The 15128-nt window shown below is 74.5% G+C and carries 11 protein-coding genes and 1 pseudogene; 7 read left to right on the top strand and 5 right to left on the bottom strand.

Annotated features, from left to right (window positions below; all coding sequences use genetic code 11):
• Window positions 1-63 precede the first annotated feature (63 nt).
• The 4 genes from ACSYGO_RS08990 to ACSYGO_RS08975 are packed head-to-tail and all read left to right on the top strand — an operon-like array spanning window position 64 to window position 5093.
• A complete protein-coding gene (locus tag ACSYGO_RS08990) occupies window positions 64-663 on the top strand; it encodes a (2Fe-2S)-binding protein (protein ID WP_460386426.1) in 600 nt (199 codons plus the stop codon).
• A complete protein-coding gene (locus ACSYGO_RS08985) occupies window positions 660-1652 on the top strand; it encodes an FAD binding domain-containing protein (protein WP_460386425.1) in 993 nt (330 codons plus the stop codon). The genes ACSYGO_RS08990 and ACSYGO_RS08985 overlap by 4 nt, the downstream gene beginning before the upstream one ends.
• Complete coding sequence (locus ACSYGO_RS08980) at window positions 1649-3772, top strand: xanthine dehydrogenase family protein molybdopterin-binding subunit (protein ID WP_460386424.1); 2124 nt, start codon at window positions 1649-1651, stop codon at window positions 3770-3772. Before ACSYGO_RS08985 ends, ACSYGO_RS08980 begins: the two co-directional genes overlap by 4 nt.
• Window positions 3765-5093: an XdhC family protein gene (locus ACSYGO_RS08975; RefSeq protein ID WP_460386423.1), complete on the top strand. Its 1329-nt coding sequence runs from the start codon at window positions 3765-3767 to the stop codon at window positions 5091-5093. The genes ACSYGO_RS08980 and ACSYGO_RS08975 overlap by 8 nt, the downstream gene beginning before the upstream one ends.
• A gap of 166 nt (window positions 5094-5259) precedes the next feature.
• Here ACSYGO_RS08975 and ACSYGO_RS08970 read toward each other — a convergent pair.
• Both ACSYGO_RS08970 and ACSYGO_RS08965 read right to left on the bottom strand, forming a co-directional pair.
• Window positions 5260-5951 (bottom strand): annotated as a pseudogene (locus ACSYGO_RS08970) (HAD family hydrolase).
• 134 nt (window positions 5952-6085) lie between these two features.
• Window positions 6086-6562 carry an Lrp/AsnC family transcriptional regulator gene (locus ACSYGO_RS08965; protein ID WP_028800269.1) on the bottom strand — a complete coding sequence of 159 codons (477 nt, stop codon included), beginning with the start codon at window positions 6560-6562 and terminating at the stop codon, window positions 6086-6088.
• A 256-nt stretch (window positions 6563-6818) separates the two neighbouring features.
• Here ACSYGO_RS08965 and ACSYGO_RS08960 point away from each other — a divergent pair, with 256 nt between their 5' ends.
• From ACSYGO_RS08960 to ACSYGO_RS08950, 3 genes are all read left to right on the top strand, one after another.
• Window positions 6819-8306, top strand: a complete 1488-nt coding sequence (locus ACSYGO_RS08960) for an FUSC family protein (RefSeq protein WP_426678826.1) — start codon at window positions 6819-6821, stop codon at window positions 8304-8306.
• A gap of 1058 nt (window positions 8307-9364) precedes the next feature.
• Window positions 9365-10570, top strand: coding sequence for a nitric oxide synthase oxygenase (locus ACSYGO_RS08955; RefSeq protein ID WP_460389692.1), 1206 nt, complete (start codon window positions 9365-9367; stop codon window positions 10568-10570).
• 60 nt (window positions 10571-10630) lie between these two features.
• Entirely contained in the window at window positions 10631-11677 is a 1047-nt protein-coding gene (locus ACSYGO_RS08950) for a lactonase family protein (RefSeq protein WP_460386422.1), read from the top strand.
• A 202-nt stretch (window positions 11678-11879) separates the two neighbouring features.
• Here the strand turns inward: ACSYGO_RS08950 and ACSYGO_RS08945 are convergent, their stop codons facing one another.
• The 3 genes from ACSYGO_RS08945 to ACSYGO_RS08935 all read right to left on the bottom strand — a co-directional run bounded on the left by ACSYGO_RS08945 (window position 11880) and on the right by ACSYGO_RS08935 (window position 14995).
• Window positions 11880-12800 carry a sirohydrochlorin chelatase gene (locus ACSYGO_RS08945; protein WP_426678583.1) on the bottom strand — a complete coding sequence of 307 codons (921 nt, stop codon included), beginning with the start codon at window positions 12798-12800 and terminating at the stop codon, window positions 11880-11882.
• Between the two features lie 510 nt (window positions 12801-13310).
• Window positions 13311-14321: an N-acetylglucosamine kinase gene (locus ACSYGO_RS08940; protein ID WP_460386421.1), complete on the bottom strand. Its 1011-nt coding sequence runs from the start codon at window positions 14319-14321 to the stop codon at window positions 13311-13313.
• The gene (locus tag ACSYGO_RS08935) at window positions 14318-14995 is read right to left on the bottom strand and encodes a uracil-DNA glycosylase (RefSeq protein ID WP_426678581.1); all 678 of its coding nucleotides are present in this window, start codon (window positions 14993-14995) and stop codon (window positions 14318-14320) included. Before ACSYGO_RS08935 ends, ACSYGO_RS08940 begins: the two co-directional genes overlap by 4 nt.
• Window positions 14996-15128: the final 133 nt, after the last annotated feature.

Below are 15128 nucleotides of genomic sequence, written 5' to 3'. Positions count from 1 at the left end.
GAGCCGCCACGGACCCCACCGTTCGACTTCGACGCGCACGACACACGCGAAAGAAGGCTGATCATGGCCCCATCGACGTCCAGCGCCATCACCCTGAACATCAACGGCGAGAAGTACACGCTGCCCGTCGACCACCGCACCACCCTGCTCGACGCACTGCGCGAACAGCTCGACCTCACCGGTACCAAGAAGGGCTGTGACCAGGGACAATGCGGTGCCTGCACGGTGCTCGTCGACGGTCGAAGGGCCGTCTCCTGCCTGCAACTGGCGGTCGCCGCCGAGGGCCGGGAGATCACCACCATCGAAGGCGTGGCCGACGGTGAGCGGCTGCATCCGGTCCAGCAGGCGTTCCTCGACCTCGACGGCTACCAGTGCGGCTACTGCACCCCCGGCCAGATCTGCTCGGCGATCGCGGTGATCGAGGAGCACGCGGCGGGCTGGCCGAGCGCGGTGACCGACGACGTCCGCTCCGAAGCCGGCCCGCCACCGCTCACCCCCGAGGAGATCCGGGAGCGGATGAGCGGCAACCTGTGCCGCTGCGGCGCCTACGTGTCGATCGTCCAGGCGGTCGCACGGGCTGCCGGGGCGCAAGTCCCGGAGGAGCAGGACTCCGTGGCGCAGGGGTCCGGGGCCGGTTCCGACGCCGAGGAGGTCGCGGCATGAAGGAGTTCGGATACGACCGCGCCCACGACGTCCAGGGCGCCGTGGCGTTGCTCGGCGGCGACCCCGAGGCCCGCTTCCTGGGCGGCGGCACCAACCTCGTCGACCTGATGAAGGCCGGCGTGGAAAGGCCCACCCGGATCGTCGACGTACGCGAACTGCCCCTCGACCGTGTCGAGTTCTCGCCCGAGGACGGGCTGCGCATCGGCGCCACCGTCACCAACAGCGAACTCGCCGCCCACCCCGAAGTGCGCCGGAACTACCCCGCGCTGGCGCAGGCGGTGCTCGCCGGAGCCTCCGGGCAGCTGCGCAACATGGCCACGGTCGGCGGGAACCTGCTCCAGCGCACCCGCTGCGGCTATTTCACCGACCTGACCAAGCCGTGCAACAAGCGTGCTCCCGGCAGCGGTTGTCCCGCCGTCGAGGGCGAACACCACAACCACGCCGTCCTCGGAGCCTCCGAGCACTGCGTGGCCACGCACCCTTCCGACATGGCGGTGGCCCTCACCGCGCTCGACGCCGTCGTCGCGTACGAAACGGCGGACGGGCCGGGCGAGTTGCCGCTCTCCGGTCTCTATCTGCCCGTCGGTGACACCCCGCACCTGGAGACGGCCCTGCCGGCCGGCGCGCTGATCACCGCCGTCACCCTGCCCGCCGTACCGGTCGCCGCCAACTCGCGCTACCGGAAGGTGCGCGAGCGCGCCTCGTACGCGTTCGCGATCGGCTCGGTCGCCGCGGCCCTCGACGTCCAGGACGACGTCGTCCGGGACGTACGGCTCGCCTTCGGCGCGGTGGCGTCCCGGCCCTGGCGGGCCACCGAGGCCGAACGGCTGCTGACCGGGGGCCCGGTGAGCGCGGAGGCGTTCGCCGCCGCCGCGGACGCCGAACTGGCGGCCGCCCGCCCTCTGCCCCACAACGGCTACAAGGTGACCCTGATGCGCAATCTCGTCGTGGCCGTGCTGACCGAACTCGCCGAGGAGGCCGCCCGATGACCACGACCACCCCGACCGCGGCGGCGGGCCGGGCCGTCGGCACCGCGCACACCCGAGTGGAGGGCCTCGCCAAGGTCACGGGTGCCGCACGCTACGCCGGAGAGGTCCCGTACCCCGATCTGGCGCACGGCTGGTTCGTGCTCGCGACCGTGGCACGCGGGCGGGTCCGCTCGGTCGAGGAGGCGCCCGTCCTCGGCATGCCCGGCGTCCTCGCCGTGCTGCACCACGGCAACGCCCCACGGCTCGAAGGCGGTTACATGGGCGTGTTCGGACCGCCCGACCCGGTGCTCCAGCTCTTCCAGCACGACCGTGTGCCGTACGTCGGCTGGCCGGTCGCCCTGGTCGTCGCCGAGACGCCCGAGCAGGCCCGGGAGGCGGCGGAGGCCCTCACGGTGCGCTACGACGCCGAACCTCACGACGTGGCCTTCTTCGCCGGACACCCCGGCGTGTACACCCCCGAGGGCGCGGAGGAGAGCAGGGGCGACCTGGAGGGCGAACTCGCCTCCTCCGACGTCGTGGTGGACGCGGAGTACACCACTCCCGAGGAGCACCACAGCCCCATGGAACCGCACGCGGCGATCGCCCGCTGGGACGGCGGCCGCCTGGAGGTCGTCGACTCCAACCAGGGCAGCAGGTTCGTGGCCGACGAGCTCGCCAAGCTGTTCTCGCTCGACGCGGAATCGGTGCGGGTGCGCTCCGAGCACGTCGGCGGCGGCTTCGGCTCCAAGGGAACCCGCCCGCACCAGGTCTCGGCGGCGATGGCCGCGACGGTCCTGCACCGGCCCGTCCGCGTCACGCTGACCCGCCGTCAGATGTTCTCGCTCGTCGGCTACCGCAGCCCCACGGTGCAGCGGGTCAGGCTCGGCGCCGACCACGACGGCCGGCTGCGCGCCGTCGACCACGTGTCGGAGTGCCTGACCTCGACCGTCCATGAATTCGTGGAGCGGGCCGCGGACTTCGGGCATCCGCTGTACGACGCGAACGCGCACCACACGGCCAGCCGGGTCGTACGGCTCGATGTGCCCACACCGACCTGGATGCGGGCCCCGGGCGAGGCCCCCGGCTCGTTCGCGCTGGAGTCGGCGCTCGACGAGCTCGCCGAGAAGTGCGGCATCGACCCGATCGAGCTGCGGGTGCGCAACGAGCCGTCCGTGGGGCCCCTGACCGGGCTGCCGTTCAGCAGCCGCAACCTCCTCGCCTGCTTCGAGGAGGGCGCCCGCCGGTTCGGCTGGGCGGACCGCGACCCGCGTCCCGGCGTCCGCCGCGAGGGACGCTGGCTGCTCGGCACCGGCACGGCCGCCTCCGCCTTCCCCACGCTCTCCGCGCCCTCCACGGCCGCCGTGACGGCGGAGGCCGACGGCACGTTCACCGTGCGGATCACCGCCGCCGACATCGGCACCGGCTCACGGACGGCGCTGACACAGATCGCGGCCGACGCGCTGGAGACGACACCCGGGCGCATCCGGATGCGGATCGCGGACAGCGACTTCGGCGCCGCGATCATGGCCGGCGGCTCGATGGGGACGCGCTCCTGGGCCTGGGCGATCACCGTCGCGGCGCGCGCCCTGCGGGAACGGCTCGTCCCGGGCGTGGCCCTTCCGCCGGAGGGGATCACCGAGCGGTCCGACACCTCCGCCGCGGTCGGCGCGCTCACGGAGAAGGAACGGCACGCCTTCGGAGCGCAGTTCGCCGAGGTCGCCGTGGACATCGGCACGGGTGAAGTGCGGGTGCGCCGCATGCTGGGGATCTTCGCGGCGGGCCGGATCGTCAATCCGCTGACCGCGCGCGGACAGTTCGTCGGCGGCATGACTTGGGGCCTGTCCATGGCCCTCCACGAGGAGGCGACCCGGGACCAGGCCTCCGGCGGTCACGTCGGCGCCGACCTGGCCGGCTACCACTTCGCCGCGCACGCCGACGTGCCGGCCATCGAGGCGGACTGGGTGGACGACCCGGACCCGGACGACCCGGTCGGGATCAAGGGCATCGGCGAGATCGGCGTCGTGGGAGCCGCGGCGGCCGTCGCCAACGCGGTCTGGCACGCGACCGGTGTGCGCCACCGGAACCTGCCGATCCGGCCGGACCGCGTCCTGAACGCGGCCCGGGGAGCGCACGGTGCTTGACCTCGCCGAGGAGTTGCACCGGTGGGCCGAGGAGGGCCGGGACTTCGCGGTCGCCACCGTCGTGGCGGTCGGCGGCAGCGCACCGCGCGGTCCCGGCGCCGCCCTCGCCGTGGACAGCGACGGCACCGCCATCGGGTCCGTCTCCGGCGGCTGTGTGGAGGGGGCGGTGTACGACCTGTGCGTCGAGGCCCTCCAGGACGGACGGGTGGCCCTCGAACGCTTCGGGTACAGCGACGAGGACGCCTTCGCGGTGGGCCTGACCTGCGGCGGGGTGCTCGACGTCCTCGTCATGCCGGTACGCGCCGACACGCCGGCCCTCGCGGCCTGGCTGGCCGCCGCCGCGCGGGGCGAGACGGTGGCGCTCGCCCGGGTGACCAGAGGGCCGGCCGACCTCCTGGGCGGCGCGCTGCTCGTGCACGCCGACGGGTCGTACGCGGGAACCCTGACGGACGGCTCGCCACGGTCCGGCTCCGCGGCGGGGGCCGGGCCGTCTGGATCCGCCGCGGGGACCGGGCCGAACCGGGACTCGGTGGAGACCGGGCCGGAGCGGGACTCGGTGGAGACCGGGCCGGAGCGGGACGCAGTGGAGACCGGGCCGGAGCGGGACGGGGGCGCCGGGGCCTCGTGGACAGGTGAAGGGGGCGGCGGTGCCGCGCTCGAAGCGACCGCGGCCGCCGAGGCCCGGGCCATGCTCGACGCGGGACGCACCGGCACCGTCGAGATCTCCGAGGACGGGGCGAACTGCCCGGGCGGGGTGACGCTGTTCGTGGAGTCGAGCGTGCCCCCACCGCGGATGATCGTCTTCGGCGCCGTGGACTTCGCGGCGGCACTCGTCCGGGCGGGCAAGTTCCTCGGCCACCACGTGACCGTGTGCGACGCCCGCCCCGTCTTCGCGACCCGGAACCGCTTCCCCGAGGCCGACGAGGTCGTGGTCGACTGGCCGCACCGCTACCTGCGGAACACCACGACCGACCACCGCACGGTCCTGTGCGTCCTCACCCACGACGCCAAGTTCGACATCCCCCTGCTGGAGGCGGCACTGCGTCTGCCCGTCGCGTACGTCGGCGCCATGGGGTCACGCCGCACCCACGAGGACCGCGAGCGGCGCCTGCGCGAGGTGGGCCTCACCGACCCGGAACTCGCGCGCCTGCGCTCGCCCATCGGTCTCGACCTCGGCGCCCGCACCCCTGAGGAGACGGCCCTGTCGATCGCCGCTGAGATCGTCGCGTCGCGGCGTGGCGGATCGGGCGTCCCGCTCACCGGCAACGGGCTGCCGATCCACCACGACCGGGTGACCGCACGGGTGGTCCGGGCATCATGACCGGTCGGCGGTCGGCGGTCGGCGGTCGGCGGCGGGACGAGAGCGGGCCGGATCGCCTGGCCCGTCGGCTCGTCGGCACGTCGGCCCGTCGGTCCGTCGGCCAGGCGGTTGGTCTTTTGGCGCGTCGGTCGTCAGCCGGTCGGTCGGTCTGTTGGCCCGTCGGCCGTCAGCCGGCCGCGCGCGGCGCGAGCCAGTCGTACGCGCCGCGCGCGGTGAACTCGGACTGGCCGCCGCGCAGCAGCAGTCCGGCCGTCGCGAAGGCCGGGTCGTCGGCCTGCGCGGCGACGTAGGGGACCGCGATGCACCGCATCCCGGCGGCGTGCGCGGCGGCGACGCCCGGCGCGGCGTCCTCCAGGACCACGCAGTCGGCCGGTGCGGCGCCCAGGCGGCGAGCCGCCTCCAGGAAGACGTCGGGGGCGGGCTTGCCGTGCGCGACCTCGTCGGCCGAGACCACGGTCGGCATGTACGGGGCGAGGCCCGTGCCCGCCAGGATCGCTTCGAGGCCTCCGGCGAGGAACCGGAGGCCACCGCCATCGGGACGTCCTCGGCGGCCAGCAGTTCCACGAACTTCCGCATCTCCGGGTACACGTGCGTGGCGGCGCGGGCCAGCTCCAGATAGCGGCGGTTCTTGTCGGCGAGCAGCGTGTCGAGCGGGGCCGTCAGGCCGTAGCGCTCCTTCCAGAGGGCGAGCGTCTCCTGGGTGCTGATGCCGACGTACTGCTCGTGGTCGGCCCAGGTGAAGTCCGTGACGCCCTGCTCGGCGAGGGTCCGGCGGCCCGCCTCGAAGTAGTTCGGCTCGCTGTCCACGAGCGTTCCGTCGAGATCGAAGATGACCGCCGTGGTGCCGAGGGTGCTCATGCGGACAAGGATGCCAAGTGCGCGGCGGGCGGATCGGCTCGGGTCCACCGGGGCGCGACCGGCGACTGAGCACGGCCCCGGACCGCGGCTCCGGACCGCGGCCGCCCGAGGGTCCGGTCCTCGTCGTCCGGTGGTCAGCTCCTCGTACTGCGCCCGATCGACTCCACCAGGGGCAGCAACCGGTGCGGGACGCGCTCGCGCAGCGCCACCTCGGTGCGGGTGCGGACGACGCCCGGCAGGCTGATCAGGGCCTGGATCACGTCCTCCAGATGTGCGTTGTCCCGGGCCACCACACGGGTGAGCAGATCGCCGCCGCCGGTGATCGAGAACGCCTCGACGATCTCCGGCACCGCGGCCAGGGCGTCGCCGACCTCGTCGAGGTGGCCCTGCGTGACCTCGATGTGCACGAAGGCCAGGACCGGGTGTCCGAGGGCGGCGGGGGAGAGCGACGGGGCCGCTCCGGTGATCACGCCGTCGCGTTCCAGCCGGTCGAGGCGCGCCTGGAGCGTGCCGCGGGCGATGCCGAGGATGCGCGCGTACTCGCGCACGCTGGTGCGCGGTTGTTCGAGCAGCAGCCGCAGGATGCGGGTGTCGAGTTCGTCCACGGCCATGGTCCGTTGGTCTTCCTGTTGTCCTACGTGATCTCTCTCGACTGTACCAATGGCCCTCTCTGGGCAGCGCCTGTTGAGCCAGTTCCCGGCTGTTGCTTACCTTGTCTGTATTCATGGCGCTGCGCAGCGCCGGACGGCAAGGACGCCGGACCGGACCCGCGGCGCCATTCCCATGTCCTGAGGGCCGCGGCCCTCACGGACCTGTGCGCGGAAGGTGTCGATGCGAAGTGGGGGCGGGCCGCCGACGGTGAAGAAGATGTTCATGGCTCCGGACCCGGGGCTGTTCCGGCTGCGGGTCTCCCTGCGGGCCGTCCTCGGTATCGGTCTCGCGGTGACCTTGTGCGAACTGGCCGGGCTCTCCCTGCCCGCGTCCATCACGGGCGGTCTCGCGGCGCTCCTCGCGCTGTTCACGGTGGGTGACCCGACCGTGCGCGGCCAGGCCGTCACCACCGCGCTGCTGCCGCTGGCCGGCTTCCCGGTCCTCGCGCTGGCGACCGCCCTGCACGGGACGCCCGCGCTGCGCGACGCGACCTGGCTCGCCGTGATCTTCGCCGGTGTGTACGCCCGCCGCTGGGGCCCGCGCGGCCACGCGCTCGGCATCTTCGCGTTCATGATGTTCTTCACCACGCAGTTCCTGCACGCCGTTCCCGGCCAGCTGCCCCAGCTGTTCGGCGCCGTGGCGCTGGCGCTCACCGCGTCGTCCACGGTGCGTTTCGGCGCCTGGTGCGTGGAGCGGCGCACCCCGCTGCCCGCCGCGCCCGCGCCGCTGGACGGACGCGGACTCGCTCGCCCCGCCACGCGCCAGGCCTTCCAGGCGACCGCCGCCTGCGCGTTCGCGCTCACCGCGGGCCAGCTGATCTCCCACGACCGCTGGTACTGGGCCGTGGGCACCGCCTGGTGGATCTTCGTCAACACCGCCTCGCGCGGTGAGACGCTCGTCCGCGGCTTCCGGCGCGTCGTCGGCACGGTCACCGGCATCGCCGCCGGTCTGCTGATCGCCGTACCGCTGCACGGCGCCCCGGCGCCCACCGCCGCGCTCGTCGCGGTCTGCGTCTTCGGGATCTTCTACACGGCGGCGCCCTCGTACAGCTGGATGATGTTCTTCGTCACCGTGATGGCCGGACTGCTGTACGGGCTCCTCGGAGTGCTGCACCCCGGACTCCTCGGCCTCCGGCTGGCCGAGACCGGAGCGGGCGCCCTGGGTGCCGCGCTCGCCGTCGCGCTGGTCCTGCCCATCACGACCCATGCCGTCACCGACCGGTGGGTCGAGCGGGCCCTGCACGCGGTGCACGACTGCACCGCCGCGGCGGCCGACCGGCTGGCGGGCGACGACCAGGCCGACCCGGCGCCGCGCGCGGGGGAGCTCGAAGCACTCCTGGGGCGCGTACGACTGGCGCTCGCGCCCCTGGTGCATCCGCTCAACCCGATGCGTGCGCGCAAGGAGCGGGCCCGTCAGATCCTCGCCCTGCTCGACGACTGCGCCCGTGAGGTGCGGGGGCTCGCGGCCGTGGCCGCCGATCCGGACGCCTCGCACGATGCTCGTCTGACAGCTGCGTGCGGGCGGGTCGAGACCGCGATGGAGACCCTGGTCGGCGCCGTGCCGGGGCGTCCCGCGACGGCCCGTCCCGCGGCTCCGGGGCACCACCCCGGAGCCGAGCAGGCCCTCGCCCACCTCCACGGTCTCGAGCGTGCGCTCCTGGCGCTCGCCGCGCCGCTGCGCGGTTCCCGGCTCATGGGCGCCTGAGCCCTTCCGGCGTCCGGGCCGGGCGGCGGACGGTCCAGCGGCTCGGGTCCACCGGCGTCCGGTGGACGGTGCGCCCCGGAACGAGGCACTTTTACCGGCCATCCATAGGGTGGATCACCCCGTGGGCCGGGTAACCCCGCGGCTATCAGACGCACGGAACCCGCGGACCGTGCGGGAGGGCTCCGCGGGCGGAGCCCCTGGGGGTGGCACCAATGCGGGACGTCCCTTGCAGAAGCGCGCACGAAGGCCGCTGCGCCGACGATCCGGACGCGGGGCATGCGGCTCCGGCCGCCGACGGTCCGGGCGGCTGGCTGGACCGTCTGGACCGCCTGGGCGCCGCTCACCGGCACGACGGCACGGACGCGGCGGGATGGCCGGAACCTGACCTGGGCGGCCGCCGGCCGGAGGGCATCGACCCCCGGGTACTGCAGCTGCCCGGCACCCGTCGGTCCGACGACGGCGCCCCGATCGCCCCGGAGGCGCGGGGCGGCGCCGGGACACGCGCCCGTCGGGACGCAGGCGGTCCCGTACCGGGGCTCCGGGGGCGGCTGACGCCCGCCGGCCCGCCGGGCAGCGCCTCGTCCCGCCCCACGAGGGCACCGGGTCCGAACGGGCCGGCCCGGCCACCGGAACCGGGACCACACGCCCTGCCCGCGCGAACCCCACCGATGCGGACCACGGCTCCGCAGGCCACGGCTCCCCAGGCCACGGCTCCGTGGACTACGCCTCCGCAGACCACGGCTCAGAAGGCCGAGCCCGCGCAAGCCGAGCCCCCGCAGGTCGGGACGGGGCAGGTGCCGACCGGGACGGAGCCGATCAAGGCCGCTCAGTCGAATGCGGCGCACGCCACGGCCGCGGACACCGCGACCTCGCAGACCGACCCCGCCACCCGTGACAGGGCCCGTCCGGCGGGCCACGACGCGCACTGCGGGAGCGCCCCGTCCGCGCATGCCTCCCGCGACGCGCAGGGAGGGAGCGCCCCGTCCGCTCACGCCGTGCGCGACACGCTCGCACCGCCCGGCTGCCCCGCCGCCCCGCCGCGGAACCCGTCCGGCCTCCTGCCGTCCCCGTACGGCCCCGTGCCGTCGAGGTCCGCTCCCGCACCGTCGACGTCCGCCCCCGCACCGTCCGCGCCCGGCCCGGTCCCGGTGCCCGGCCCGCACGCGCTGTTCCGGGCCGCCGTCGAGTTCCTCACCCTCCATCACGTCGAGCGGCGCCTCGGTGATCCGGCCCGGAGGATCGCCGCCGTACGGGCCGAGATGGCGGACACGGGGACGTACCGGCACAGCACGGAGGAACTCGTCTTCGGCGCGCGCGTGGCCTGGCGCAACGCCAACCGCTGCATAGGACGCCTCTACTGGCACTCCCTCCACGTGCGGGACCGCAGGGACGTGCGGGACGCGGAGGACGTCGCCGAGGGGGCGGCGGACCATCTGCGGGAGGCCACCCGCGACGGCCGCATCCGGGCGCTGATCACGGTGTTCGCGCCCGACGCCCCGGGGCGGCCCGGCCCGCGGATCTGGAACGAGCAGCTCGTCCGGTACGCGGGCTACACGCGCCCGGACGGCAGCGTGACCGGCGACCCGCGCAACGCCGGACTCACCGCGCTCGCCCGGCGGCTCGGCTGGCCCGGCGGCCCCGGCACCGAGTTCGACGTACTGCCGCTGGTGATCGAGGGGACCGGCGACAAGCCCCGCTGGTTCGCCCTGCCGGACGACGCGGTGCTCGAAGTGGAGCTCGCCCATCCGGAGCACGACTGGTGGCCCACGCTCGGACTGCGCTGGCACGCGGTGCCCGCCCTCGCCAACATGTGCCTGGAGATCGGCGGCATCTGCTACCCGGCCGCGCCCTTCAACGGCTGGTACATGGGCACCGAGATCGGTGCCCGCAACCTCGCCGACACCGACCGCTACGACCTGCTGCCCCGCATCGCGGACCGCCTCGGCCTGGACACCCGCACCGACCGCTCCCTGTGGAAGGACCGCGCCCTCGTCGAACTGAACCGGTCCGTGCTGCACTCCTTCGACCTGGCGGGCGTCACGGTCACCGACCACCACACCGAGTCCCGGCGCTTCCTCACCCACCTGGGGCGCGAGGAGCGCAGGGGGCGGCCGGTGGGCGCGGACTGGTCGTGGATCGTGCCGCCGATCTCCGGCAGCGCCACCCCGGTCTTCCACCGCACCTACGAGACGGTCGAACGCAGCCCCGCCTACGTGCACCATCCCGAGGCCTTGGAACGGGCCAAGGGCACGCCCCTGGTCTAGACCGCAGCGCCGCTGCTGCTACCGTCGCCCCGGACTACGCGGGACCGAGAGGGGACGGCAGTGGCAGACGGCGGCAGGCGGCGACAGCGGGCGTTCATCGGCTCGTTCACGGCGGCGGGAGGGCTCGGCGTCCTCACGACTTCCGTGGACCCGGACAGCGGCGCCCTGACCGTCCTGAGCGCTGTCGACGGTGTCCCCGACCCGTCCTACCTCGCGCTGTCGCCCGCGGGCGACATGCTGTACGCGGTGAGCGAGACGGCCGACGGCGGCGTGGCCGCCTACCGGGTCCACGACGACAAGCCGGAGCTGACGGGGCCGCCCGTGCCGGTCGGCGGCAGCGGCCCCACGCACCTCAGCGTGTTCTCCGGCCACGTCCTGACCGCCAACTACGGCTCCGGCAGCGTCACGGCCGTGCCGGTCGACCCCCTCGGCGGGCTGGCGGCCGGCGCCTCCGGCGTGCTCCAGCACACCGGTTCCGGCCCGCACACCCCGCGTCAGCAGGGCCCGCACGCCCATCAGGTGCAGCCCGATCCGAGCGGCCGGTGGGTGGTGAGCGTCGACCTCGGCACGGACTCCGTACGCGTGTGCGCCCTGGACAGCGGAACGCTCACGCTCCACCGCGAGATCGCCCTCCGGCCCGGCTCGGGCCCCCGTCACCTGGCCTTCCACCCGCGAGGCGAACACGCGTACGTCCTCAACGAACTCGCGCCCACCGTCACCGTGTGCCGCTGGGACGCCGCCGACGGCGGGCTGCGGCCGGTCGGCGAGACTCCGGTGCTCTCGGGCGTCCCGAGCGGTGACGCGTACCCCTCGGGGATCGTCGTGTCGCCCGACGGCCGGTTCGTGTGGACCGCGACGCGGGGCCAGGACGTCGTCTCCGTGCTCGCCCCGGACGCGGTCGGCGAGGGGCTGCGACTGGTGGCGACGGTGCCCTGCGGCGGCGTGTGGCCGCGAGCGCTGGCCCTCGACCCCACCGGCCGGTTCCTGTACTGCGCGAACGAGCGCTCCGGTGACGTGACCTGGTTCGTGGTCGACCCGGACACCGGCGTGCCACGACGGGGCGGCTCGGTCGCGGCACCGGCCGCGTCCTGCGTCGTCTTCGACTGACCTGAGCCCCGCGGCCCGGCCACGGGCCAGGACGAACCCGTCCAGGGCCTCCCGCCTGTGACGTCCGGGGCCTCCCGTCTGTGACGTCCGGGGCTCGCCCGTCCACGACCTGACCGGCCGCGTGTCATGAACGACCGCCCATGCGAAGGGGCCCGCTCCAGGAACGGAGCGGGCCCCGTCGGGGTGCTGGTGTGCCGGACGGCTAGTGGGTCGGAGTGCCCTGCGGCTGCTGCGGGGCGATGCCCAGCGCAGTCGTGTACTTGGCCAGCGCCAGCTTGCCGATCGCCGGGTACGGGCCGAGCGCCTCGGCGGCGGCGCAGCCCGCCTCCTTGGCGGCCGCGTCGAGCAGACCCGCGTCGAGCTCCGGCCCGATCAGGTACGGCGCGAGCGCCAGCTGCTGCGAACCCGAGCCGCGCAGCTGCTCGGCGGTGGCCGCGATCGCGCCCTCCACGTCGAGCGCCGCCGCCATCACCGGGACGGCGAGCCGGGCCGCGAGCAGCATGCCGGTGATCCCGGCAGCCTGCACGGCCTCCTCGCCGCCGACGGCGGCCAGGATGATGCCGTCCGCGGCGGTGGCGACGGTGAACAGCCGGGCGCGGTCGGCACGGGCCAGGCCGGCCTCGGACAGGCGCACGTGCAGCGCCTCGGCGAGCAGCGGGTGCGGGCCGAGGACATCCGTCAGGTCGGCCGCGACACGGCTCTCCATGACGGCCTGGCGGACACGGCGGAGCAGCGCGTTGTCCGGACCGGCGAGCAGCGGTACCACGACGGCGACCGGCCCGTCGGGCTCGGCCACGTCCGCACCGGCGGCGCGAGCCTGCTCGAAGCGCGCGGTGCGCTCCTCGGCGGCGTGGGTCAGCACGGACTGCAGCGTGGGGAATTCGTCGTCCCCGTCCAGGTACCCGATACGGGCGTCGAGGCCGGGGAGCTCGGAGCGCGCGATGCTCACGACCTCCTCGGCGAGGCTGCGCGTGGCGGCGCTGGGGGTGCCCGGCACCGCGAGGACGAGCGCGGGCGCGCCCTCAGGAGCCGCCAGGGGTTCCGGACGGCGGTGCCGGCCGGGCTGGCGGGGTCGCGGCATTCGTACTGGCAGGCCGGACGCGGGCCCAGTGGGGGAGCTCATGGCGCCGCATGTTACTGGCTTCTTGGGCTCCCCTGTTCGGGGAGGGTGCAGGTGAGCGGTATCCGTCCGCTTTTGTCTGATGAGTTACGTACGGATCGGAAGTGATCGGTACCAACCCACTTGTGAGCCGGGTGAGATGCGGGGGTGTCCGGCACACGTGTCACCTTCAGGTGTCCGACAGAGCCGAACAATCCCCCATGTCGGGCACCGAATTCAGCCGCGAGGCGCTGACCTGGGGCTGGCCTGGGAGAGCGCCCGGCGGGATGGGTGCGGTCCGGTGGATTCCCCCGCTCGTCGCGGACCGGCGCCGGTCGGACGCGCGTGCCATGCCGGGGCGTGAACCGTCGTCGGATGCGCCCGGCCGCCCGTCTCCGGCCGTCCGTTTCCAGGAGTTCATCCGCCCGCATCCGTTTCCGGCGGTTCATCCGCCGATGTATGGTTCCGGCAGTTCGTCCGCAGACGTCTGGTTCCGGATGCGCCCGGTCGCCCGGTCCTGCGCGGGCGTCCCCGCTACGGCTTCTCGGTCACCACGTACAGCATCCGCTCGTCCCTGGGCAGCGTGAGCCGGTCGTCGGCGAGGTCGGCGGCGATGCGCACGGCGCCGTCCAGCGGGTCGCCCGCGGCCGGGACCTGCCGGGCGTGCGGCAGCTGTCGTGCCAACTCCTCGCGCAGCGGCCCGAGCAGCGGCTCACCCATCTTGAACAGGCCACCGGTCAGGGCGACTCGGGCCTCGTCGCCGTCCGGGCAGACCGCCGCCGCGGACTCGGCCATGTGCGCCGCCGCCGAGCGCAGGATCTCGGCGGCCACCGGATCGGCCGCGGCGCACGCCGCGACCTCCGGGGCGAAGGACGCGAGGGCGGCGGGCCGGTCCGTGCGCGGGTACAGCTGGGCCGGCAGCCCCGGCACCGGCCCGAACATCTCCTCCGCCCGCTCCAGCAGGGCCGCGGAGCCGCCCCGGCGACCGTCGAAGGCCCGTACGGCCGCCTCCAGTCCGGCGCGACCGATCCAGGCCCCGCCGCCGCAGTCCCCGAGCAGATGGCCCCATCCGTCGGCCCGTCGCCAGCGGGTCAGATCCGTGCCGACCGCGATCAGTCCGGTGCCCGCGGCGATCACGGCGCCCGCACGCAGGCCGAGGGCACCGGTGTACGCCGTCACCGCGTCGGCGACCAACACGAGCCGCCGCACGCCCAGTTCACGCTCCAGCGCGGACGGAAGGTCGGCGCGCAACTCGTCACCGAGCGTGGCGAGTCCCGCGGCCCCGACCGCGACGGCTGCGATGCCGTCGGCGCCCGTCACCGCCAGCAACCGGCGTGCCATCGGCACCAGTTGTCCGGCCAGATGAGCCGCGTCGATGCCGCGCGGTCCCGTCCGGACAGGCTCCCGCGAGGTCAGGGGCGCGCCGAGTCGCTCGGGGGGCGCGCCCGGGTCCCGACCGTGCGCGGCCAGCACCGCGCGCAGCCCCGAGCCGCCCGAGTCGACGGCGAGTACGGCGGTCGGTGCCGGTGCGGCGCCGGCCGTCACGGCAGGCGCCAGTCCACCGGCTCGGCCCCCTGGCGGGCCAACAGGTCGTTGGCCCGGCTGAAGGGCCGGGACCCGAAGAAGCCGCGGTCCGCCGACATGGGGGAGGGATGCGCGGACTCCACCGAGGGCAGGTCACCGAGGAGGGGACGCAGATTCCTGGCGTCGCGGCCCCACAGGATCGACACGAGAGGCCGCCCCCGCGCGGCGAGCGCCCGTATCGCCTGCTCGGTGACCTCCTCCCAGCCCTTGCCGCGGTGTGCGGCCGGGGTGCGAGGGGCTGTGGTGAGCGCCCTGTTGAGCAGGAGCACGCCCTGCCGGGTCCAGGGGGTGAGGTCGCCGTTGGACGGCTGGGGCAGGCCCAGGTCGGTGTTGAGCTCGCGGAAGATGTTGATCAGGCTGCCCGGCAGCGGACGCACGTCCGGGGCGACCGAGAACGACAGCCCCACCGCGTGCCCCGGAGTGGGGTAGGGGTCCTGCCCGACGATGAGGACGCGTACCTCGTCGAAGGGCTGCTGGAAGGCCCGCAGGACGTTCGCCCCCGCCGGGAGGTAGGTGCGTCCGGCGGCGATCTCCGTGCGCAGGAAGTCGCCCATCCCGGCGATCTGTCCCGTGACGGGTTCGAGGGCTTTCGCCCAGCCCGGTTCGACGATTTCATGCAATGGTCGTGGTGCCACGGGCGTCACCCTACTGCCGTACACACGGCGGAGATCAAACCGGTGGGCCCGCGGCGACCGGGCCTGACCGATCCGGCGACGAATCGAGTGCTCCCGGGACAGGGTCCGCGACTTCCTGGCCCGCTCCCTTCCG

The sequence above is a fragment of the Streptomyces krungchingensis genome, from assembly GCF_054729265.1.
The sequence above is the reverse complement of the archived record's forward strand: the minus strand, read 5'-3'. Positions and strand labels throughout refer to the sequence as shown.

Bases quoted from the DNA above. Each gene is read 5' to 3' on its own strand.
- ACSYGO_RS08960 (WP_426678826.1), top strand. From the start codon at position 6,819: ATGTTCATGGCTCCGGACCCGGGGCTGTTCCGGCTGCGGGTCTCCCTG.
- ACSYGO_RS08965 (WP_028800269.1), bottom strand. From the start codon at position 6,562: ATGGCCGTGGACGAACTCGACACCCGCATCCTGCGGCTGCTGCTCGAA.
- ACSYGO_RS08980 (WP_460386424.1), top strand. From the start codon at position 1,649: ATGACCACGACCACCCCGACCGCGGCGGCGGGCCGGGCCGTCGGCACC.
- ACSYGO_RS08985 (WP_460386425.1), top strand. From the start codon at position 660: ATGAAGGAGTTCGGATACGACCGCGCCCACGACGTCCAGGGCGCCGTG.
- ACSYGO_RS08945 (WP_426678583.1), bottom strand. From the start codon at position 12,800: ATGAGCTCCCCCACTGGGCCCGCGTCCGGCCTGCCAGTACGAATGCCG.
- ACSYGO_RS08990 (WP_460386426.1), top strand. From the start codon at position 64: ATGGCCCCATCGACGTCCAGCGCCATCACCCTGAACATCAACGGCGAG.